General features: G+C 69.9%; 19 protein-coding genes. 11 read left to right on the top strand and 8 right to left on the bottom strand.

The window, feature by feature from the left end; all coding sequences use genetic code 11:
* Positions 1-108: 108 nt before the first annotated feature.
* The 3 genes from SY2F82_RS09130 to SY2F82_RS09140 are packed head-to-tail and all read right to left on the bottom strand — an operon-like array spanning position 109 to position 2,876.
* Positions 109-1,293 carry a cytochrome P450 gene (locus tag SY2F82_RS09130; RefSeq protein WP_200418449.1) on the bottom strand — a complete coding sequence of 395 codons (1,185 nt, stop codon included), beginning with the start codon at positions 1,291-1,293 and terminating at the stop codon, positions 109-111.
* Between the two features lie 28 nt (positions 1,294-1,321).
* Positions 1,322-2,677 (bottom strand): NAD(P)/FAD-dependent oxidoreductase, encoded by a 1,356-nt coding sequence (locus SY2F82_RS09135; protein WP_200418450.1) that lies wholly within the window; start codon positions 2,675-2,677, stop codon positions 1,322-1,324.
* Complete coding sequence (locus tag SY2F82_RS09140; RefSeq protein ID WP_200418647.1) at positions 2,667-2,876, bottom strand: ferredoxin; 210 nt, start codon at positions 2,874-2,876, stop codon at positions 2,667-2,669. Before SY2F82_RS09140 ends, SY2F82_RS09135 begins: the two co-directional genes overlap by 11 nt.
* A gap of 383 nt (positions 2,877-3,259) precedes the next feature.
* Here SY2F82_RS09140 and SY2F82_RS09145 point away from each other — a divergent pair, with 383 nt between their 5' ends.
* The 4 genes from SY2F82_RS09145 (at position 3,260) to SY2F82_RS09160 (ending at position 5,838) form a co-directional block, all read left to right on the top strand.
* Positions 3,260-3,727, top strand: a complete 468-nt coding sequence (locus SY2F82_RS09145; RefSeq protein WP_200418451.1) for a hypothetical protein — start codon at positions 3,260-3,262, stop codon at positions 3,725-3,727.
* A gap of 343 nt (positions 3,728-4,070) precedes the next feature.
* Positions 4,071-4,490 (top strand): SsgA family sporulation/cell division regulator, encoded by a 420-nt coding sequence (locus tag SY2F82_RS09150; RefSeq protein WP_200418452.1) that lies wholly within the window; start codon positions 4,071-4,073, stop codon positions 4,488-4,490.
* A 40-nt stretch (positions 4,491-4,530) separates the two neighbouring features.
* Positions 4,531-4,860 carry an NIPSNAP family protein gene (locus SY2F82_RS09155; RefSeq protein WP_200418453.1) on the top strand — a complete coding sequence of 110 codons (330 nt, stop codon included), beginning with the start codon at positions 4,531-4,533 and terminating at the stop codon, positions 4,858-4,860.
* A 624-nt stretch (positions 4,861-5,484) separates the two neighbouring features.
* Positions 5,485-5,838: an SsgA family sporulation/cell division regulator gene (locus tag SY2F82_RS09160; protein ID WP_236041288.1), complete on the top strand. Its 354-nt coding sequence runs from the start codon at positions 5,485-5,487 to the stop codon at positions 5,836-5,838.
* Positions 5,839-6,262: 424 nt separating this feature from the next.
* Here SY2F82_RS09160 and SY2F82_RS38745 read toward each other — a convergent pair whose 3' ends face one another.
* From SY2F82_RS38745 to SY2F82_RS09175, 4 genes are all read right to left on the bottom strand, one after another.
* Positions 6,263-6,523: a TetR/AcrR family transcriptional regulator C-terminal ligand-binding domain-containing protein gene (locus SY2F82_RS38745; RefSeq protein WP_236041289.1), complete on the bottom strand. Its 261-nt coding sequence runs from the start codon at positions 6,521-6,523 to the stop codon at positions 6,263-6,265.
* A 2-nt stretch (positions 6,524-6,525) separates the two neighbouring features.
* A complete protein-coding gene (locus SY2F82_RS39840; protein WP_374707139.1) occupies positions 6,526-6,858 on the bottom strand; it encodes a TetR/AcrR family transcriptional regulator in 333 nt (110 codons plus the stop codon).
* A 75-nt stretch (positions 6,859-6,933) separates the two neighbouring features.
* Positions 6,934-8,442 carry an MFS transporter gene (locus SY2F82_RS09170; protein ID WP_200418455.1) on the bottom strand — a complete coding sequence of 503 codons (1,509 nt, stop codon included), beginning with the start codon at positions 8,440-8,442 and terminating at the stop codon, positions 6,934-6,936.
* A gap of 399 nt (positions 8,443-8,841) precedes the next feature.
* Entirely contained in the window at positions 8,842-9,495 is a 654-nt protein-coding gene (locus SY2F82_RS09175; RefSeq protein ID WP_236041290.1) for a TetR/AcrR family transcriptional regulator, read from the bottom strand.
* A gap of 252 nt (positions 9,496-9,747) precedes the next feature.
* Between SY2F82_RS09175 and SY2F82_RS09180 the strand changes: the two genes are divergently transcribed.
* Together SY2F82_RS09180 and SY2F82_RS09185 are read left to right on the top strand one after the other, a co-directional pair.
* A complete protein-coding gene (locus SY2F82_RS09180; protein ID WP_200418457.1) occupies positions 9,748-12,969 on the top strand; it encodes a bifunctional cytochrome P450/NADPH--P450 reductase in 3,222 nt (1,073 codons plus the stop codon).
* A gap of 141 nt (positions 12,970-13,110) precedes the next feature.
* Complete coding sequence (locus SY2F82_RS09185; protein ID WP_200418458.1) at positions 13,111-14,157, top strand: zinc-binding dehydrogenase; 1,047 nt, start codon at positions 13,111-13,113, stop codon at positions 14,155-14,157.
* A 724-nt stretch (positions 14,158-14,881) separates the two neighbouring features.
* Here the strand turns inward: SY2F82_RS09185 and SY2F82_RS09195 are convergent.
* A complete protein-coding gene (locus SY2F82_RS09195) occupies positions 14,882-15,520 on the bottom strand; it encodes a TetR/AcrR family transcriptional regulator (protein ID WP_200418460.1) in 639 nt (212 codons plus the stop codon).
* Between the two features lie 138 nt (positions 15,521-15,658).
* On the opposite strand from SY2F82_RS09195, the gene SY2F82_RS09200 reads away from it, so the two are divergent.
* Genes SY2F82_RS09200 through SY2F82_RS09220 form a run of 5 tightly spaced genes read left to right on the top strand, consistent with a single transcriptional unit; the run spans position 15,659 to position 21,782 of the window.
* Entirely contained in the window at positions 15,659-16,804 is a 1,146-nt protein-coding gene (locus tag SY2F82_RS09200; protein ID WP_200418461.1) for a VOC family protein, read from the top strand.
* Entirely contained in the window at positions 16,801-17,778 is a 978-nt protein-coding gene (locus SY2F82_RS09205) for a fumarylacetoacetate hydrolase family protein (protein ID WP_200418462.1), read from the top strand. The genes SY2F82_RS09200 and SY2F82_RS09205 overlap by 4 nt, the downstream gene beginning before the upstream one ends.
* Entirely contained in the window at positions 17,775-19,388 is a 1,614-nt protein-coding gene (locus SY2F82_RS09210; RefSeq protein ID WP_200418463.1) for a bifunctional 3-(3-hydroxy-phenyl)propionate/3-hydroxycinnamic acid hydroxylase, read from the top strand. Before SY2F82_RS09205 ends, SY2F82_RS09210 begins: the two co-directional genes overlap by 4 nt.
* 16 nt (positions 19,389-19,404) lie before the next feature.
* On the top strand, positions 19,405-21,438 hold the full coding sequence (locus tag SY2F82_RS09215) for an acetoacetate--CoA ligase (protein WP_200418464.1): 2,034 nt from the start codon (positions 19,405-19,407) through the stop codon (positions 21,436-21,438).
* On the top strand, positions 21,435-21,782 hold the full coding sequence (locus SY2F82_RS09220) for a DoxX family protein (RefSeq protein ID WP_236041292.1): 348 nt from the start codon (positions 21,435-21,437) through the stop codon (positions 21,780-21,782). The genes SY2F82_RS09215 and SY2F82_RS09220 overlap by 4 nt, the downstream gene beginning before the upstream one ends.
* Positions 21,783-21,791 lie beyond the last annotated feature (9 nt).

Genomic DNA, 21,791 nt, shown 5'->3' on the forward strand with positions numbered 1-21,791 from the left:
CGGACGGGAAGCTCCCGCACAGCTTGGCTTCTCCGCGGGCGAAGCCGGCGGCAGCGTACGGCGCCCCCCTTCCCGCCGTAGCCTGACGAGGACGCCGTGGCCCCTGCTTCACAGATGGATGGGCAGGTGGCGGGGGCCGCGGAGCATGGCGTTCTGTCGGTACGGGGGCGGGTCTTCCACCAGGCGGGCGCTGCCGAGATGCGGAAGCAGGGCGCCGAGCGCGGCGTACGCCTCGACGCGAGCCAGGGGTCCGCCATAGCAGGCGTGGATGCCGCTGCCGAAGCCGAGGTGCTGGTTGTCGGGGCGGGCGGGGTCGAACCGGTCGGGGTCGCGGAACCGCATCGGGTCGCGGTTGCCCGAGGCCAGCACCAGAACGACGGACGCGCCTGCGGGGACGAGGGTGCCGGCGATGTCGATGTCGGCGTGCGGGATGCGCTCGCGCATGTGGACCGGGGGCTCGTAGCGCAGCAGCTCCTCCACCGCACGCGGGAGCAACTCCGGTTCCCGGCGCAGCCGGTCCAGCTGCTCGGGCTGGCGCAGGAGGGTGAGGGCGCCGTTGGTGATGAGGTTGACCGTGGTCTCGTGTCCGGCGATGAGGAGCAGTACGGCGGTTTCCGCGAGTTCCTCGTCGGTGAGCCGCAGAGCCGGGTCCGGCTCGTTGACGAAGGCGGAGAGCATGTCGTCGCCCGGCTTGCCACGGCGCTGCTCGGCCAGGTTCAACAGGTAGCCGCCCATCTCCATCCGTGCCTGGTCGCCGGCCTTGTCCGGCTCGGTGGAGTCGTCTTCGGGCCTGACGTCGGCGGCGGCGACGATCGCGTCGGACCAGGCCCGGAAGAGGGGTTCGTCCTCGTGCGGCACGCCGAGCAGGCGGCAGATCACGGTGACGGGCAGCGGATAGGCGAAGTCGTCGACGATGTCGATCTGCCGGCCCGCCTCGAACGGCTCCAGCAGTTCCCTGGTGATCCGGTCGATCTCGCCGCGCATGCCGTCGACCCGGCCAGGGCTGTGCGGGGGCCCGAAGGGCCGCATGGCCAGGGTGCGCAGCCTGTGGTGTTCGGGGTCGTCGAGCCGCAGGAACGGCGGCTTGTGGGTCGCCTCGCCGCGGGTGCGGGGGTCGGCACTCATCCGTGGGTCGTGGAGCAGCGCGGCGATGTGGTGGTAGGTGCCGATCAGGTAGCTGCCGTCGGCCTGCGGCACCACGGGACCGGCCTCGCGGAGTTCTGCGTACAACGGGTAGGGGTTGGGACGGCTGGCGTAGTCGGTGATCCGTGCCAGCAAGGTCGCGGAGTCCATGGCGGCTCCTCGTGGGGCGGGATGGGGGCTACACCACCGTCAGCCGACGGTCGGGAAGGTGACCGGTGAGTGCGACGGTCGGGCCGTGGGACAGCACGGAGGGGTCCGGTACGGCGGAGGGGATCGTGATGTCGGCCGCGATCGCGCGGTCCTGCGCGCCGGGCGGCGGCGGGAAGGGAGCGGCGGTCTCGATCAGGTGCCGGTAGTAGTCGAGCGCCTTGGCCATGTCGACGGTGACCGCTGCGGTGACCCGGCCCTGATAGCCGTAGACCATCGCCAGACGGCGGGCCTCCAGGGAGCCCTGGGCGATGACCACGTGGTCGGAATAGGTGGGCACGCCCACCGACTTGATGTTGAGCCCGAACTGGGTCGACCAGAAGACCGGGATGGCCAGGTGCGGGCGCTGCAGCGGTCCGGGGTTGACCATGTTGTGGGCCGCCACCTGGGCCTGCTCGACCGCGTTGCCCCAGTGCTCCAGCGACAGCATCTGGTAGCCGAACAGCGGGTGGGGGAAGCGGGAGACGTCGCCGGCCACGAAGACATCGTCGGTGACGATCCCGTACATGTTGAAAGCCCGGCAGCCAGCGTCGCAGGCGATGCCGCGCGGGCCCGCCGCCAGCCCCGACTCCGCCAGCCACTCCACATTGCGGATCGCCCCCAGGGCCACGACGCACACGTCCGCCTCGACGCGGCTGCCGTCGGACAGCTGCGCGCCGATGAAGCTGCCGTTGCCGTTCAGGGCGGTGACCGTCACCCCGGTGCGCAGGTCCACGCCGTGGTTGCGCTGCATGACGGCCGCGAGCTTCGACAGGGTGCCGCCGAGCGCGCCCACCAGGGGTGCGGGACCGCGTTCGGCGACGGTCACCTCAAGGCCCAGTTCCCGGCAGGCCGAGGCGATCTCCGAGCCGGTGAAGCCGCCGCCGATCACCAGCACCCGCTCCGGCCTCGCGGCCAGCCGCTCGGCCAGTCCCGCGCCGTCCTCGCGCGTGCGCAGGGTGAACACCCCGTCCAGGGCGCCTTCCTCCGGATTGGGCCAGGGCCGCGCGCGGGTCCCGGTCGCGATCAGCAGCCGGTCGTAGGGCAGGGACTCACCGTCTTCGAGCGACACCTGTTTCGCCAGCAGGTCCACACCGGTGGCGCGCACGCCGAGGCGCCACTCGGCGTCCGGGTCCCGCCGCATCGGCAGCTCGAGGGTGTCCGCCGCCGCCTGGCCCAGCAGCACCTGCTTGGACAGCGGCGGCCGGTCGTAGGGCGCATGGGGCTCGTCCCCCACCACCGTCAGTGAACCCGTGAATCCTTCCTCGCGCAGCGCCTCGGCTGCTCTCAGCCCGGCCAGCGAGGCGCCGACGATGACGATGCGGCCGCCTTTCAGGTCACCGGGCACCGGTGCTCACCTCTTCCCCCAGGAGGATCGCCTGCACCGGACACGCGGCCGCGGCCTGGCGCACATGCTCCACCTGATCGTCAGGCACGGCCGTGGCGTACAGCAGCCCCTCCTCGCCGTGCAGCTCGAACACCTCCGGCGCGAGGAACACGCACTGCGCATAGCCCTGGCAGCGTGTGAGGTCGACAACGGTCCGCATCTCCACCACTTCTTCCTCCGTTGTCACACCCCCCTCCTCTCCAGCATGGGGCCAGAGCTGAGTCCCTGCATGCGGCCTGCATGCCTTGTGATCGAGAGCTGGTATTCGGGCCGGCAGGGCGAGGGGGAAGGAGATGAACTCCCGGCAACGACGCTCCAGTTACTGAGAAGCGTTCAGGTGCGTCTCCTTCGACCAGGTGGTCCGGGTGACCCGAGTCACTGTCACCGTCACCCCATTTCCATACGTCGTATGGTTATCCTGGCAGGGCGATTCCATACAACGTATGGAACTGCTTGACGGACAACGCCACACAACGCCAGGCGCCTCACATCGCCTGCAAAAGCAGCCGTTGGTGCAGATCGCACCAACCGGAAGGAAAGATCATGAAGAAGCTCACGAAGCGGATTGCTGTCGCCGTTTCCTCCGTGGCGGTCGCGGGTGTCGCCGTTGTCGGTGCCGGGGGCACCGCTTCGGCCGCGACTCCCGCCTCTGTGCACGTCCAGCGGTCGGCCGAGGTCAACCTCACCGACTACCGCTGGGACCACGGCGTGGGTTACCTGATCGAGCAGGGCTACTGCTGGGACGGAAAGCGTGGCTGGCACCACGACGACCATGTCGCCGGCTCCCTCTGGCACAGCCGCGACGGTCGCTGCTACCGCTGGGACGATGAGCGGCGCGGATGGAAGTCCGACAGGTCCTACCGGCTCGACTGGAACCGCTACGAGAGCGACGGCCGGGGCTGGGACCACCATCCCTGGAATCGCGGTGACCGGGACTACTTCGGCTGGGACCACTACGACCGGAACCACGGTGGCTGGGACCACTACGACCGGAACCACGGTGACCAATAGGACGGGTCCCGCCTGTGCCCCTGAGCGGAGGCTGTACCCCTCGCCTTGATGCCTGTCGGCGGCAGGGATGCGACCGCTGGTCACGGATCAGCGGTCCCCTGCCCGCCGCCCGGGCGGGTGATCCAGCGAGGGCCTGCTCCCTGCTCCCCTCTGAACCTGCCTGCGGCACCACCTCGTGCCACAGGCGCGCGTCGCCCAACTGCCGCGACGCCACGACCCGCGCGGTCCGCCGATGCTGTCCGGCGCCCGGGCCCTGCTGAACACCTCCTGATTCGATGCGTGCTTGTCGCCACGAGCGCCGGGGCGCAGCCGAGGCAAGGAGGGTGCCTTGGAGTGAATGCCCATGGAGTCTTCGAGGACCGTGGTTCGGGCGGTGATCGCGCAGCTCGTCGTCTCGCGCACCTACACACAGCCCTTGTGCATGCGGCTGCGGTACGAGCCTGCTGATCCCTACGTCGTCCGTGCCGCCTTTTTCGTCCACAGCGACGAGCCGGTCGAATGGGTCCTGGGGCGGGATCTTCTGGCTGACGGTCTGGAGGGTTCCGCAGGTTACGCGGACGTCCGGATCTGGTCGGCCGCAGGGCGGGGTGACGAGTCGATCTACATCGCCCTCGGTTCTTCCGGAGGCACCGCCTTGCTCGAGGTCCCCGTGCAGGACATCTCGTCCTTCCTTCAGGACACCCAGGCTTTGGTGCCACGGGGTACCGAGTCCGGACTCATCGACTGGGATGCCGAACTGGCACACCTCCTCCCCCGAGGCTGACCGCCGACCATCCGTGCTCAGAAGTAAAGGAACCAGTGTCATGCCCCAGTACCAGCTTCGCGTCTACACCCTGCGCAGCTCCGACGCGCTCTCCGCCTACAAGAAGATCTGGGCCCAGCACATTCCCGGTATGGCCAAGCACCGGATCACCACCCACGGCGTCTGGACGGTGCCCGCGGCGCCCGGAAGCGACACCCCCCGGCTGTACGCCCTCGTTTCCTACAAGGACGCCGAGGACGTGCAGGAGCGGCTGGAGGCATACCTGTCGAGTCCTGAATTCCGCGCGGACATGGAGGGCTTCGACATCAAAGAGATCGTCGGCCTCGACGAGACCCTGCTGACGCCCACCGTGGACTCTCCCTTGCGCTGACGATCGGCCTGCGACGAGTGACGCGGCCAGAAGGGCCGGTATCCGGCGGCCCTGCGATGGTGGTTCCGGTGTCGTCGATGGCGACCCACCAGTGGTGGCCCTTGCCGGCATCGATACCGACCCATAAGCAGGGCACCTGTGTGGTCATGTGCGTCTCCTCGGACTCGGACAGCGTGCCGTTCCGGTCCAAGGACGGCTCTGCCCTGCGTGACCGGGCCCCGGCAACCACGGCCCGCGTCGAGGTGGGGACCGTGACGAGTCGGTTCACTACAACCACGACCGGTACAGCGTCGATCGCTGACACCAAGGGCGCCCTTTGTCCGGCAACCACCGTTGGCCACATCTCCGTGATGGCCCCGGCCGGCAGTGGTGGCCTCGCCTGCTCCCGTCGGCTGGGCGCCCTTGCGACGGCACGAAGAACTGCTCCTGCGGGTGTCACCGTGCCGCCCCCGGTCCTCGCAGTAACCGCGTCTCTGTGCAGCCCCTTTGAATCCGACGACAGCCCTTCCGGTGGCCCTCCCCGGATGACTCGAAGCACCAGGAGTATGACCAGTGAAGTCATTGAGAACTGTGATCCAGAGGCTACCTGTGAAGCTTGTCGGCATGCATGCGACGTCCTTGCCCATGATCATGAACCTGCGGTACGAGCCGAGTGATCCCTATGCGGTCCATGCCGCATTCACCACCGATGTCGACAGCGACGAGCCGGTGGAATGGATCACCGGGCGCGATTTGCTGATCGACGGTCTGGAGGGCCCCGCCGGCGAGGGAGACGTTCGCATATGGCCCACCGGCGAGGAGGGCAGCCGCGATTTGTACATCCTTCTCAACCCGCCGTCCGGTACGGCCCTGCTCAAGGCCCCAGCGCAGGAATTCAAGGCGTTCCTGCAGGAAACGGAGGCAGTGGTGCCCCGGGGGGCCGAGCTCGGCCACAGCGACTTCGACCCGTTGCTGACGCACTTCCTCGCCGAAGGGTGAGTCCTGTCAGGGTGCGACCCGAGGCAGGCACACGGACGTCTGCGCCTCGGTGTTCACCGCCATGGTGAGTGGATATCCGCAGTCGGGGCGTCGAGGGCGGCCGGGTCGATGCCGGCCTCGGTCAGGATGTTCGCCGCGACTCCGCGGCCGACCCGCCCCGGTGAGACCAGCCGTCACGCGGCAACCCGCTACCTGCGTCGCATCGCCCACCTTCCCGCGCTCCGTAGCTCGCCGCTCATCGGCAGGCTCTGCCGCAGGGACGCACCTGAAGGCGTTTACGTCGTCGTGGTGCGCCCTGCAGCGGAAGTCTGGCCGCCGTTTGTCCGCTTCGCGCTCGCCCCGCAAGCCCGCTGGTGGACGACGGCCGAGTTGGGGTCAGCCGGAGTGCTGGCCGAACCTGCTGAACTGCTCGACTCATGGATGGCTACTGGGACGGGCGGCTGCCCGACGAAGAAACGCTCGAAGAACAGCGGCCCGGCGGTGGCCATGGCGAATGGTCGGGGGTGACGTCGAGCCGGAGCTGGCCGCGCTCGACGGCTGTGGTAACCGCGGGACACAGGGCGTCGGCGATCTGGTTCAGCAGTGACTCCCGAAGGCGGCGCATACCTTCGTCGTGCCGTGAGCTCCCGAGGACCGCGGCAAGGACGGCCCCCGATTGCTCGTCGTCCCAACGCTCGGCGAGCACGTTTAGACGGTAGATGAGCTCCGCTCGCGGATCGTTGCCGAAGCGGCCCGAAGCTCCTCGGGTACCGGAGGGAGAGGGGGCATGCCGGCCTCCAACGCGGCCAGGCGGAGGTCGAGAAGGCTCGGCCAGTGCCGGTAGACGGTTGTCCTGCCCACGCCGGCACGAGTCGCAACCGTTTGATGTGTCACGGCCTCCAGCCCACCTTCCGTGAGCAACGCGGTGGCCGCCGCGACCATGGCCTCACGACTGCGCAATAGACGCGGATCTGTTCGATCTTCCGCCTGGTACACCTTCCGCTGATAGAACCCGAGTCGCAGCCACGATGGGACATCCATTGCGCAGGGGAGGGGAGCCGCAAAGACCCTGTTCGCCCCCCTCGAAGGTGGGCCCTAAAAGCACTGCTTGTCCCACTACATGTGCACGACGGATGCAGCGTTCCCGTTCTGCTGGGGCACACCCCGGCGGTAGAGCAGGGCGGTGACGACCAGGCCGGTGACGAAGACGGCCGCCGACCACCAGTAGGCCGTGGAATAGCCCTCCAGGCCGGCCTGAGCCAGCACGCCGGGGTTCTTGGGATTGCGGCCGGAGAGGTAGCCGGTGGCGGCGTCGGAGGCCATCGTGCTGAGCAAGGCGATGCCAATGGAGCCGCCCACCTGCTGAAGCGTATTGACAGCGGCCGACGCAACGCCGGCATCGGCGGCCGCCACCCCGGAGGTCGCCAGGCTCATGGCGGGCGCGATGACCGTGCCCAGCCCGATGCCGACGAGTACCAGCTGGGGCAGTACCTGCGTCACGTATCCGCTGTTCAGGTCCAGCTTGGTCATCCAGATCAGCCCGGCGGCCGCAATGGCCATGCCCAGCGGGACCACCGGCGTCGGTCCTACGCGCGCCACCAGGACGTTGTTCGCCGCCGCGGAGGCGGACGACGAGGCCACGATCAGGGGCAGGAAGGCGAAGCCGGTGTCCAGAGCGCTGCAGCCGAGGCTCTGCTGCAGGTAGTAGGTCAGGAACAGGAACACGCCGAACATGCCCGCGCCGGTGACGAAGAGGGCGGCGAAGGAGGCACCGCGGTTACGGTCCAGCAGGACCCGCAGGGGCAGCAGCGGAGACGCCGCCCTGCTCTGCCACCGGGCGAAGACGGCCACCAGTACGGCGCCGACTGCCAGCATGCCCCAGGTCGCCACCGAGCCCCAGCCGTGCGTTTCGGCGTTCGAGAACCCGTAGACCAGGCAGAACAGTCCGATGGAGGCCAGCAGAGTGCCGGGGACGTCGAGCTTGGAGGTCGTGTCACGCGGGGTGCGGTGCAGCAGGGCTGCCCCACCGACGAACGCCACCACCGCGAAGATCACGTTGACGTACATGGTCCAGCGCCAGTCCAGGTACTGGGTCAGCACGCCGCCGAGGATCAGGCCGATGGCTCCGCCGGCACCGGCGACCGATCCCGCGACAGTGAAAGCTTTCGCCCGCTCGCGCGGATCGGTGAAGGTGGTCATCAGGACCGACAGGGCCGACGGGGCCAGCAGGGCGGCGAACAGGCCCTGGACGGCGCGCGCGATGACGAGCATGGCGAAACCGTTCGCCGCGCCTGCCACCATGGAAGCGGCCGCGAAGCCGGCCAGACCCACCAGGAACGTCACCTTCTGCCCGACGAGGTCTGCGACCCTGCCGCCGAGCAGCAGCAGGCTGCCGAAGGCCAGCGCATAGGCGGTGACCACCCACTGCCGGTCGGCGTCCGAGAAGCCCAGGTCGTGCTGGGCGGACGGCAGGGCGATGTTCACGATGGTGCCGTCGAGGACACCCATCAGCATCGACAGGGAAATGACCAACAGAATCCACCAGCGACGCCGGTGCGACAGGTCGGGCACATTCTCAGCTGTGGTCTCGGCGCCGCAAGCAGCGACGGTGGCGTTCTGGGACATGGGGGCAGTCCTCCGGACAGCGAATGGGGGATGGAGGAAGAGAGAAAAGAACGGATCGAGAGATCGGGTAGGTCTCATCCGGTACGGGGCGACACTTCGCGCTCACGGGCGGGAGCACTCGGCGGCGTAGCCGCCTCGGTGAACGCGGATGATGCAGCTCGACGAGGCCGACGGTCTCCCCCTCAGGAGGGAGACCAGGAACAAGCCGACGACCATGGTCATTTCACGGTTCAGCGTCGGCATGCGGCTGCCGTGTAGAGGCTGGATGTGGAACCACCCCGCCGGGCGGTCTCACCCGATGTGACGGGGTGGCTCCCGTGTGTCGCAGCCTGAGATCGCCCGACTGCGGGCGCGCCTCAGGCGCCAGCGCCTGGGGCGCAGCGTCTCAGGCTGACTAGCTCAATGGCCGGCATGCCGGCCGTCACGACCGGCGGTGAGGCGGCTTTCCAGGCCCGTGATCAGCGTGTCCATCACGAGGCGGAACATGTGGTCCTGGTCAGGGCCTTCGGGGGCCGCACTCGTAGAGCCAGGGTCTGCGTCCGCGGCCCCGTCTTCGTCGGATTCAGGGCCGTGGGACTTGAGGGTCGACCACTGATGGAGAGCGCCGTTTAGTTCTGCGGTGAGGACACCGATGACGACGGCGACCATCAGCGCGGCGATCTCCGAGACCTCTGACTGCGGCACACCGGCAGCGGCCACGATGGCGGTGAGGGCGGTCCAGAACGGGTCGTCGGGCTGGATGAAGTCCGGCTGGTGGCTGAACGAGTACGCCAGCAGCTTAGGGTGACGGTGCGCCAGCGTCCGGAAGTCCGTGGCGAGCAGACGGATCCGCTCCTGCCAGGGAGCGTCCTCCAGGGTCACGGTGCGGAACTGCGCTCCGACCATTCTCGTCACGCCGCGCAGCACGGCTTCCTTGTTCGGCACGTGGTGGTACAGCGACATCGGGTTCGCGTCGAGCGCGGTGGCGAGTTTGCGCATGGTGAGCGCCTCGACCCCGTCCTCGTCGATGAGCCGCAGGGCGGCGGCATAGATCCCGGCCTCCGTCAGAGGCACGTCTCTCTTCCTCGTTCCCCGCGGGGGACGCCTCACCTTCTTTTCCATACCCCGTACGGTACCAGTTCCGTACACGGTACGGAAATGAGCTTCACCACAGCTTCACCCGGGCTACCGGGGTTGCGCTCCACTTTCCATACCCCGTATGGTTCAAGTTCCATACGACGTATGTTTCTGTACGGCGCCACGGCATCGACCTACGCAGCGCGCCCTTGCCCATCCCCCTCCACCCCCTCCGCAGAGGAGCAAGACATGACCACGCACTCCGCGAACGACCTTCACCCCATCCGGTCCCCGCGCGGGATCCCCCTCCTCGGCAACACGCCGCAGATCCCCGACAGCAATCCGGTGGAGTACTTCGGTGAGCTGTCCAAGCAGTTCCCCGAGGGCATCTACGGCATGGACATCGCCGGCATCGAGCAGGTCTTCGTCTACGACCCGGACCTGGTGGCCGAGGTCTGCGACGAGACGCGGTTCTTCAAGCAGATCGACAAGACGCCGCTGCACCACGTCCGGGACTTCGCGGGGGCGGGCCTGTTCACGGCCCACCAGTACGAAGAGGAATGGGGCATGGCACACCGTGTCCTGCTGCCGGCGTTCAGCCAGCGGGCCATGAAGGCGTACTTCGGGCAGATGCTGGAGATCGCCCAGAACCTGGCGGGCAAGTGGGAGCGCCGGGAGGGTCAGCCGGTCAACATCACCGACGACTACACCCGCCTGACGCTCGACACCATCGCCCTGTCGGGGTTCGGCTACCGGTTCAAGTCCTTCGACAAGGAGGAGCTGCACCCCTTCCTCAACGCGCTGCTGGAGGCGCTGATCGAGTCGTTGCGGCGCTCGCAGGAGCTGCCGATGATGACCAGGCTCCGCAAGGCGGACGACCGGAAGTACCGCGACAACATCCGGCTGATGCAGGACCTGGTCGAGAGCGTGATCAAGGAGCGCCGCGAGGGCAAGGGCACCGGTGAGGAGGACCTTCTGGGCCTGATGCTGGAGGCCACGGACCCGGAAACCGGCAAGCTGCTGGCCGACGACAACGTCCGCGACCAGGTGCTGACGTTCCTGATCGCCGGCCACGAGACCACCAGTGGTCTGCTGTCGTTCGCCACGTACTCGCTGATGCGCAACCCGCACGTCCTGGCCCAGGCGTACGCCGAGGTGGACCGCCTGCTGCCCGGTGACACCGTCCCGGACTACGACACGATCATGCAGCTGGACGTCATCCCGCGGATCCTGGACGAGACCCTGCGCCTGTGGGCTCCCATCCCGGCGTTCGGCAAGGCCCCGCTGGAGGACACCGTCATCGGTGGCCGCTACCTTCTCAAGAAGGGCACGCGGGTCAACATCCTCGAGGGTCCCCTGCACACCCACCCCAAGGCGTGGGACCGTCCCGACGAGTTCGACATCGACCGGTGGCTGCCGGAGAACCGCGCCCAGCAGCACCCGCACGCCTACAAGCCGTTCGGCAACGGTGTGCGTGCCTGCATCGGCCGGCAGTTCGCGCTCACCGAGGCCCGCCTGGCCCTGGCGCTGGTGCTGCAGAAGTTCAAGCTCTCGGACACCAGCGACTACAAGATGGACGTGCGGGAGGCGTTGACGCGCAAGCCCGGCAACTTCGAGCTGATCGTCCGTCGCCGTCAGGAGCACGAGCGGACCGTCTTCGGCGCCGCGGACCGGCAGACCGGCGACACGCAGGCGCAGGCAGCGGTCAGCGGCGTCGGGGTGAACCTGACCGTCGCCTACGGCTCCAGCCTCGGCTCGTGCGAGGACCTGGCCCGCACCATCGCCGACCGCGGCGAGCGCTCCGGCTTCGGCACCACGCTGGTGAGCCTGGACGAGCTGGGCGACAACCTGCCCTCCGAGGGCCTGCTCGCCGTCGTGGCCGCCAGCTACAACGGCAAGGCTCCCGACAACGCCCAGCGCTTCGACGACCTGCTCGCCGCCGGGCTGCCCGAGGGCTCGCTGGCGGACGTGCGGTACGCGCTGCTGGGCGCCGGCAACACCCAATGGGTGGCCACCTACCAGGCATTCCCCAAGCGGGTCGAGGAAGGTCTGCTGGCCGCCGGCGCCACCCCCATCGTCGAGCGCGGCATCGCGGACGCCGCCGGTGACTTCGACGGCATGGCCACGCGGTGGATGGACAACCTGTGGGCCACTCTGGCCGAGGAGTACGCCGCCGACACCTCCCAGGCCAGCGGCCCGCGCTACCAGGTCCAACTGCTCACCGAGTCCGACGTGCGCCCCGCCATCGTCTCCGAGCAGGCGTACCCGCTCACCGTGGTGGCCAACGAGGAACTCGTGGCCGACGCGACCGGCCTGTGGGACTTCAGTATCGAGCCGCCGCGCCCGTCCGCGAAGTCCATCACCTTCGAGCTGCCCGAGGGCGTCACCTACGACACCGGCAACCACCTGGCCGTTTTCGCCAAGAACGAACTCGCCCTGGTGGAGCGCGCACTGAGGCGGCTCGGCGTCGAGTACGACCAGGTGCTCCGGCTCGACCAGCCGGCCGGTGGCCGTACCCACCTGCCGGTCGGCACGCCGGTCACCGCCGGCATCCTGCTCACCGAGTTCCTGGAGCTGCAGGACGTGGCCACCCGGTCCCAGATCCAGACGCTCGCCGAGTACACCGAGTGCCCGTGGACCCGGCCGCAGCTCCAGGCGTACACCGCCGACACCCAGGAGGCCGAGGAGCGCTACCAGAAGGAGATCCTCGGCAAGCGCATCTCGGTGCTGGGCCTGCTGGAGCGCTTCCCGGCCGTCGAGCTGCCGCTGGCGGTTTTCCTGGAGATGATGGGCCCCATCCGCCCGCGCTTCTACTCCATCTCCTCCGCCCCGTCGGCCAACCCGCGTCACGTGCGCCTGACCGTCGGCCTGCTGGAGGGCCCGGCCCTGTCCGGCGACGGCCAGTACCGCGGCACCTGCTCCGCCTACATCGCGGCCCTCGAGCCCGGAGACGTCGTCTACGGCTACGTCCGCGTCCCCTCCCCGACGTTCGCCCCGCCCGCCGACCCCGCCACGCCGCTGATCCTCATCGGCCCCGGCACCGGCATCGCGCCGCTGCGCGGCTTCCTGGAGGAGCGGGCGACACAGCACGCGAACGGCACCCAGGTAGGCGCGTCGCAGGTCTTCGTCGGCTGCCGCCACCCGGAGCACGACTACTTCTACAAGCAGGAGATGCAGGACTGGGAGCAGGCCGGGATCGCGCAGATCCACACCGCCTTCTCCGCGGTGACCGGCCACCCGGCCCGCTTTGTGCAGAACGCCATCGCCCATGCCGCCGACACGGTGTGGCAGGCCATCGAGGACGGCGCGTACATCTACGTCTGCGGTGACGGCCGCCGCATGGCCCCCGCCGTCCGCGAGGCACTCGCCGCCATCCACCGCCAGAAGACCGGCAGCGACGACGAGAGGGCCCAGCAGTGGCTCGCCCAGCTCGAAGCGGACGAGCGCTACCAGCAGGACGTCTTCGCCTGACCGGCGCAGGCCCCAGCCGCCGGGAGGCGTGCGGACGTCCTGCCTCCCCGCACGCCTCCCGGCCCCACCAGCCATTCAGACACCCCATGGCACCCATGGCCCGAACCACCGGGCCGTGCCGCTCACAGAAAGCAGATCACCATGGACACCATGCTCGCCGGACGCTTCCACCTGGACAGCAAGAAGTTCGCCGTGGAGGAAGTCCCGATCCCCGTGCCGGGCCCGGGCGAGGTCCTCATCGAGGTCAAGGCCGCAGGCGTCTGCCTCTCCGACGTCCACCTGCTCGACGGCTCCCTCGTCCCGCTGTTCGCCACCTCCGACACCATCACCGTCGGCCACGAGGTCTCCGGTGTGATCCACACGCTCGGCCCCGACCTCAAGCGCGGCTTGGCCGTCGGCACCCACGTCACCCTGGAGGCCGGCAAGACCTGCGGCAAGTGCGCCGGATGCGTGCGCCACCGCCCCTGCACCCAGATGCTCACCGCCGGCATCGACTACGACGGCGGCTGGGCCGAGTACGTGATCGCCCGCGAGGACACCCTCATCCCCATCCCCGACAGCCTCCCCTTCGACCAGGCCGCGATCATCCCCGACGCGGTCTCCACCCCCTACGCCGCCGTCGTCGCCACCGCGGGCGTCCGTGCCGCCCAGTCCGTCGGCGTCTGGGGAGTCGGCGGAGTCGGCGCCCACAACGTACGCCTCGCCCGCCTGGTCGGCGCCGCCCCGATCATCGCCATCGACCCACTGCCCAGCGCCCGCGAGCGCGCCCTGGCCTTCGGCGCGGACCTCGCGCTCGACCCGGCAGCCCCCGACTTCGCCGACCAGGTCCGCGCAGCCACCGGCGGACGCGGCCTCGACTTCGCCTTCGACTGCGCCGGCGTCCCCGCCGTACGCGACCAGGCCGCCTCCGTGCTCGGCCTGGGCGGCTCCCTGATCCTGGTCGGCATCACACCCCGGCCACTGACCATCACCGAGGGCCTGACCTTCAACTACCTGCAGAAGCAGGTGCGCGGCCACTACGGCGGCTTCCCCGAGTCCGTCTCCGAGCTGGTGCAGCTGACCGCGGCCGGCCGCCTCGACCTGGCCCCCTCCATCACCGACCACATCCCGCTCATCGAGGCCGCCGACGCCGTCCACCGACTGGAGAACAAGATCGGCGACCCGATCCGCCTCATCCTCGTCCCCTGACGCCGTCAGCAGGACGACAAGCCACCCTGGGCAGGGGTGAGTGGGCGCCGGTGCGTGAGGGAGCACCGGCGCCCACGGCTTTCCGGCAACCGCGGAGAGAAAGAACCATGCAGACGACCGACACCCCGGGCCGTACTGTGCAGCGCAAGGATGCTCACTCCAACCGCCGACGCATCCTCGCGACCGCCCGGCGGAAACTGCGGGAGGACCCGGACGCGAGTCTCGACAGCATCTCTCAGGCGGCCGGCGCCGCCCGTCGCACCCTCTACGGACACTTCCCCAGCCGGCATGCGCTGATCGCCGACCTGACACAGGAAGCAGGCCGTGAACTCCGGCAGGCGTTCGCCGGAACCCGTACCGCGGATGCCGACCCGGTCGAGGCGATGACACGGATGGTGCTGGCGGCATGGACGGTGGGCGACCACTACCGCATGCTCATCGCCTTGGGACGGCGCCACCTGGGAGAGGACGCGATCCGCACCACCCTGGGCACCGGCCCGCGCAGAAGCCGTCGCAACCCTACGACGTGGTCAGCGCGAAGGCGCCTTCGCGGACCACCTTGCAGCACCTGTCCTCGCCCAAGCGCTGGAGGCACTCATGCTGGCCCTCGCCGAGGAGAACGCCGCATGCCCGTGGGCGGACCCTACGGGTGAGGCCGCGGCAACCGCGTTCCTCGTCGCCGCTGGCGTAGCACCACAGAGGGCCGCGCTTCAGGTGCAGGAGGTCATCGGGCGAGTTCGGGCAGCGAGCGACGGGTGACCTCGTGGGCGTCGTCCGCAGCGAGGCCGAGCATGCGCAGGACCATCTCGGCCAGGTCGGAGGCGGTCTCGTCGCCGTCGAGGTCCGGGCGGTCCAGCCGGAGAGCCACCAGGGACAGCAGGGTGCCGCCCAGGGCGGACAGGGCGGTGGTCGCGTTGCCGCAGGTGAAGCGGCCCGAGGCGATGCCGATCTCCAGGTCGCGCAGGGCGCGTGGGGCGAGGCCGCGGTCGGAGTGGATGTGGGACAGGCCGCGGTCGCGCAGGATCCGCATGAGTTCCGGGTGGGAGTCGGCCATCCGGGCGGTGAGCCGGAAGCCGGCCGCGACCAGCTCGGCCGGGTCGTCGATGCCTTCCACGCGCGCGTCGATGACCTGCCCGAACTCCTCCAGGGCGTCCGTCACCGCCGCGTCGAACAGCTCCGTCTTCGACTCGAAGTGGTTGTAGAAGGACCCGAAGCCGACATCGGCGCGCTCGGCGATGGCCTGGATGCTCGCGCTCGTGTCTCCGGTCTCCGCGAGGATCTGCCGGGCCGCGCGGACGAGCGCCTGGCGGGTCTCGGCACGGCGTCGCTCGAAGCGGTTCTTGGGCGGGGCTGACGTCGGCATACGGCCCAGTGTAACCGCCGCGACGATGACACTGCCATTACTGATGAGATCCTCAATTATTTGGGCTGCCCCTATTGACGACGAGAAACAGCAGAGTTGATGATTTCCTCATTACGGCAGTGTTGCTTGGAGGACACCATGTCCCACATCCCCGTTAACAAGGGCGGTCCTCTGACGCCCCACCAAGACCTCCACAGCGAGCAGGGCGCCCTACGCGGTGAACACCCCGGACGAGCCCGGAATCCCGTGATCAAAGTGGCGGACCTGGCCTGGCTGGAGTTCGAGAAGCCGGACCTGGACCGGGCCGAGGTGTTCGCCCGTGACTTCGGCTTCGCGATCGCCGCCCGCACCGATCACGAGCTGTGGCTGCGCGGCACGTTCGCGGGCTCGCCCTGCATGGTCATCCGGCGTGGGCGGGCGTCCCGCTTCCTCGGGCCGGCGTTCCGCGCGGCCGAGCGGGCCGATGTGGACCGGCTCGCCGCCGCCGTCGGACACACCGTCCGGGACATCGACGTCCCCGGCGGCGGCCGGTCGGTCGCCCTGTTCGATCCCTCGGGACTCCCGGTGCGGGTGGTGCACTGCGCCGAACCGCTGCCCGCGCTGCCCGGGCAGCAGCCGCTGATCCTCAACACCGGCATCGAAGGCCGTCGTACGAACACCACCCAGCGCCCGCCCCGTGAGCCGTCCCGCATCCAGCGCCTCGGCCATGTGGTGCTGGAGACGCGGACGTTCACCCGCACGCTGGACTGGTACCTGGACACCCTTGGCATGATCGTGTCCGACTTCCTGTTCCTGGACGGGCAGCGCGAGCGCGGGCCGACCATGGCGTTCATCCGCTGCGACCAGGGCAGCGTCCCCGTGGACCACCACACCCTCGCACTGCACCTCGGGCCGGGCACCGGATACGTCCACTCCGCCTACCAGGTCACCGACCTCGACGCGATCGCCGCCGGCGGCGAGTACCTCGCCGAGCGCGGCTACCAGCGCAGCTGGGGGATCGGCCGGCACATCCAGGGCAGCCAGCTGTTCGACTACTGGCGGGACCCGGACCGCTTCATGCTGGAGCACTTCGCCGACGGTGACCTGTTCTCCTGCGACCTGGAACCAGGCTGGGCACCGATGTCGGCGAGCGGCCTCGCCCAGTGGGGCCCGCCCGTCACCCGCGACTTCCTGGGCACCAGCCCCTCCCCCGCCAAGCTCCGCGAGGTCATGACGGCCCTGCGCGACGACAACGAACTCGACCCCGCACGCCTGCTGGGCCTGATGAAAGCGATGAGCTCATGAGCACCAACGTGCTGCGCACCCCCGACGGCTGGTGGGCCGTCCTCCCCCAAGCTCTCGACTCCGCTCGAGCAGGGGGGACCCCCACCGAGCGTGCCGTCCGCATCGAGACCAAGGCGGTCACCACCGCCGAACTGCTCGCCGACCGGGCCGCCCTCCGGGAGGCCGCCGCCTCCGGCGAGAGCGGCACGCCTGTCGCCGACCTGGTGGCGCTGCCCCCGGTCACCACCCCCTGCCGGGTGGTCGCCCAGATGGTCAACTACCGCAGCCACGCCAAGGATTCGGGCTTCACGGGCGACATACCGCCCACCTTCTTCCGCAAGGCGTCCGGCTCGGTCAGCGGTCCGCACGACACGATCGTCCGCCCGGCACACGTGAACTTCCTCGACTACGAAGTCGAACTCGGCCTCGTCATGGGCGCGACGCTCCCGGTGGGCACAGTTGTGGAGGAGCAGGACCTTCCTTCGTACGTCGCCGGGCTCGTCCTCACCAACGACGTCAGCGCCCGCGACGTCCAGCTGACCAAGACCCAGTTCTACGAGAGCAAGTCCTACCCGACCTTCACGCCGACGGGTCCGTACCTGGCCCTGCTGGAGCCGGAGGACTTCGACCGTCTGATCGACCTGCGCCTGCGGCTGTCGGTGAACGGTGTAACGCGTCAGGACCGCACCCTGGCCGACATGATCGTGCGGCCCGCGCAGGCGCTCACCCTGCTCTCCCGTTTCCAGACCCTCGACCCGGGCGACCTGCTGCTGACCGGTACACCCGGCGGCACCGCCCTGAAGGCCCCGCCCAAGCCGGTCGAGAAGATCTCCGCGCTGCTGCCGCCCGCGCTGAAGTGGAAGGCGTTCTTCAACGGCCAGGCCAAGAATCCCCTGTACCTGCGCGACGGTGACCTCGTCACCGCCACGATCGCCACCCCCGACGGGCGGATCGACCTGGGCGAGCAGCGGACGGCTGTGAGGGCCGCGACGTGAGCGCCACACCCCGCAGACCGGTGGTGATCATCGGGGCGGGGCCTGTGGGAGTCACGGCCGCGCTCCTGCTCGCCCGTTACGGGGTGCGCAGCCTGCTCCTCGAACGTCACCGGGACGTCTACCCGCTGCCGCGTGCCGTCGTCGTGGACGACGAGGTCCGGCGGATCCTGCAGAGCGTCGGTGTCCACGAGGAGTTCGCCGCCCTCGCCCGTCCGGCGCCCGGGTTGCGGCTGCTGGACGCCCGGCGCCGCGTGATCGCCGAGTTCCCGCGGTCCCTGCACGGGCACCACGGCTTCCCGCAGACCAGCATGTTCGACCAGCCGGAGCTGGAACGGCTGCTGCGCGACGCTCTGGCCCGACGCCCCGAGTGCGAGCTGTGGGGCGGGGTGGAGGTTGTGTCTGTCACCCAGGACAGCGACGGATCGCCCGCTGCCTCAGGTCCGGTGCGGGTCACCTTCCGCCGCGACGGCAGCGACAAGGACGAGCACGTGTGGGTCGATGCCGTCCTCGGCTGCGACGGCGCGGGCAGCATCACCCGCGACGCCATCGGCGCGAAGTGGGAGGACCTGCACTTCGAGGAGAGCTGGCGGGTGATCGACGTGCGCACCAGCCTGCCGGTGCGCACCTGGGAAGGCGCCGAGCAGATCTGCTGCCCCACCCGGCCGGCCACCTTCATGCGAGTCGGCGAGGACCGCTACCGCTGGGAGTTCCGGCTGGCCGAGGGTGAGCCCTTGGACGGCCCGGAGGGGCTGGAGCGGTTGCACGAGCTGGTCGCGCCCTGGGTCGACCTGCCGTCCGCTGCCCACGGGGGCGACGACTTCGAGGTGATCCGGCAGGCGCGATACACCTTCCGGGCCCGCCTCGCCAACCGGTGGCGCGGTGGGCGCGTCTTCCTGCTGGGCGACGCGGCCCACCTCACCCCGCCCTTCATCGGGCAGGGCCTGTGCGCGGGCCTGCGCGACGCCCGCAACCTCACCTGGAAACTCGCCCGCGTCCTTCAGCAGGGCGCGGACGACCGCCTGCTGGACACCTACCAGCAGGAGCGCAAGCCGCACGCCCGCCACGTGATCCGTGTCGCGGTCGCCGTCGGCTGGGCCATGACCGGCGGACAGGACCGCGGTGCGGCCATCCGCCGGGCCGTGGTGGGCGCGGCCTGCCGCATCCCCGGTGTGACCGCGGCGGTGAGCCGCGACCTCAGTCCCGCACTGACCGCCAATCCGCTGGTACGACGCCGCCCCCGGCTGACCGGCCGCTCACTGGCCGGCACCTTCTGCCCGCAACCCTGGGTGATCGTCGACGGCAGGCGAGAGCGCCTCGACGACATCCTCGGGGACTCCTTCGCCGTGCTGACCGCCGTGCCGCCCACGGCACGGATGACGGGCGTGGCCACGGCCCTTGACGCATCCGTGATCCATGTCGGCGACTTGGACGACGACGGCACGCTGGCCGCCTGGCTGGCACGCGGCCGGGCGGACGCCGTCCTGCTGCGCCCCGACCGCGTCGTGATGGACACCGTCCCCACCGGCACCGGCGACTTCACCGACGCCGCCGCCTGGGCTCCCCTGCTGCACACGGCCCGCCGCCCCGCCGAAGCCCGGCCCGCACCCTGACGAGGAACACCACACCATGACCACCCCGCACTCCACGCCCTGTCCGGAGCCCTTCCTGCCGCCCGACCCCCAAGCGGCCGCCGGCAGCCGCATCGCGGACTTTGCCCGCTGGGCCGCCCGGCACCAGGGCGCCGAAGGGATTCCGGACCCGACCGACTACCAGGCCCTGCACCGCTGGTCCGTCACCGACCTGGAAGGATTCTGGGCCGCGGCGTGGGAGTACTTCGACATCGACGCCACCACTCCGTACGAGCGGGTGCTGGCCGAGGAGACCATGCCCGGCGCCCGCTGGTTTCCGGGCGCCACCCTCAACTACGCCCACCACGCACTGCGCAACCTGCACCCGGACGCCCCCGCGATCACCGCACTGGACGAGACCGGAGCCGCCTACGAGATCACGGGCCGGCAGCTCCGCGCCCAGGTCGCCTCCGTCGCGGCCACCCTGCGCGACCTGGGCGTCGGACCGGGCGACCGGGTGGTCGGCTACCTGCCCAACACCCCCCACGCCGTCATCGCCTTCCTCGCCACCGCCAGCCTGGGCGCGGTGTGGTCCGTGTGCGGCCAGGACTACGCGCCCAAAGCCGCAGCCGACCGCTTCGCCCAGCTCGAACCCACGGTGCTCATCACCGCGGACGGCTACCTCTTCAACGGCACCGCGCACGACCGCCGCGCGGCCTCCCTCGACCTGGCCGCCGCCCTGCCCACGCTCAAGGCCACGATTCTCGTGGACCACCTGGGTCTTGCGTGGCCCGCGTCCCGGGCCGCGAGGCTGACGGTTCCCTGGGAGGACGCGGCCGGCCGCACCGAGTACCTCACCATCACCCCGGTGCCGTTCGACCACCCGCTGTGGATCGTCTTCTCCTCCGGCACCACCGGGCTACCCAAAGGCATCGTCCACGGCCACGGAGGCGTCCTGCTGGAACACCTCAAGACCCTCGGCCTGCAGTGCGACCTCGGCGTCGGTGACCGCCTGCTGTGGTACACCACCACCCACTGGATGATGTGGAACCTGGTCGTCTCCACCCTGCTGACCGGTGCCGCCACCTGCACCTACGACGGCAGCCCCGCTCCGGTGGCGCGCCCGGACGTCCTGTGGGAGCTGGCGGCCCGCCACAAGGTCACCGTCTTCGGCACCAGTCCCCAGTACCTGCTGGCCATGGCCAAGCTCGGCGTCGACCCCGCCGTGCACGACCTTTCGGCGATCCGCGTCATCGGCTGCACCGGCTCCACCCTGCCGGCCTCCGCCTACCCCTGGGTCCGCGACCACGTCGGCGCAGGCGTCCAGCTGGCCTCCACCAGCGGCGGCACGGACGTCGTCTCCGGCTTCGCCGGCAGCGCCCCCACCACCCCGGTGTGGGCGGGTGAACTGTCGGCTCCCAACCTCGGCGTGGCGCTCGCGGCGTACGACGGCGCGGGACGGCCGGTCGTCGACCAGGTCGGCGAACTGGTCGTCACCCGGCCCATGCCCTCCATGCCGCTGTATTTCTGGAACGACCCCGACGGCAGCCGCTACCGCGACGCCTACTTCAGCGCCTACCCGGGCGTGTGGCGGCACGGCGACTGGATCACTCTCACCTCCCACGGCTCGGTGATCGTCCATGGCCGCTCCGACGCCACCCTCAACCGCAACGGCGTACGCCTGGGCAGCGCCGACATCCACGACATCGTCGAACGACTCCCCGAGATCACCGAGGCCCTCGTCATCGGCGCGGAGGAACCCGACGGCGGCTACTGGATGCCGCTCTTCGTCGTCCTCACGGACGGGAACGTCCTGGACGATGCCCTGTGCGAGAAGATCCGCGACGCGATCCGCGCCGGCGCCTCCCCCCGCCATGTCCCCGACGAGATCCTCGCCGTGCCGGCCATCCCGCACACAAAGACCGGCAAGAAACTCGAGGTCCCGGTCAAGCGCCTCCTTCAGGGCGCCCCCGCCGAGCAGGTCCTCAACCCCTCCGCGGTCGACAACCCCGACCTGATCGCCTACTTCGCCGGCCTGGGAGCCGAACGCCGCCAGGCCCCTTGTCCGCACACCCCCGAGGGCGTCTCGTGATCCTCTCCGCCTCGCTGACCTGTCTCATCGCGTTGATCTTCGCCCTGCTGGGCGTGGCCAAGATCCTGGCCCTGGGTCCGATGCCCGAGCTGGCCGCCCACGCCGGCTTCACCACCGCGGCCTACCGGGTCATCGGCGGGCTGGAGCTGGCGGGCGCCATAGGCGTGGCCCTCGGCCCGGTCGTACCGCTGTGCGGCGGCCTGGCCGGCATCGGACTGCTGGCGCTGCTCGCCGGTGCCGTGACGATGCACGTACGCAGGGGCGACGGGCTGACCAAGCTCCTCCCCGCCGTGACATGCGCGGCCCTGGTCGCCTGGTATCTCGTATTCCTCGCCGGCCTCTGACCCGTTCCG

It is taken from the genome of Streptomyces sp. Y2F8-2, assembly GCF_014905555.1.
GTDB classification, from domain to species: Bacteria; Actinomycetota; Actinomycetes; order Streptomycetales; family Streptomycetaceae; genus Streptomyces; species Streptomyces cynarae.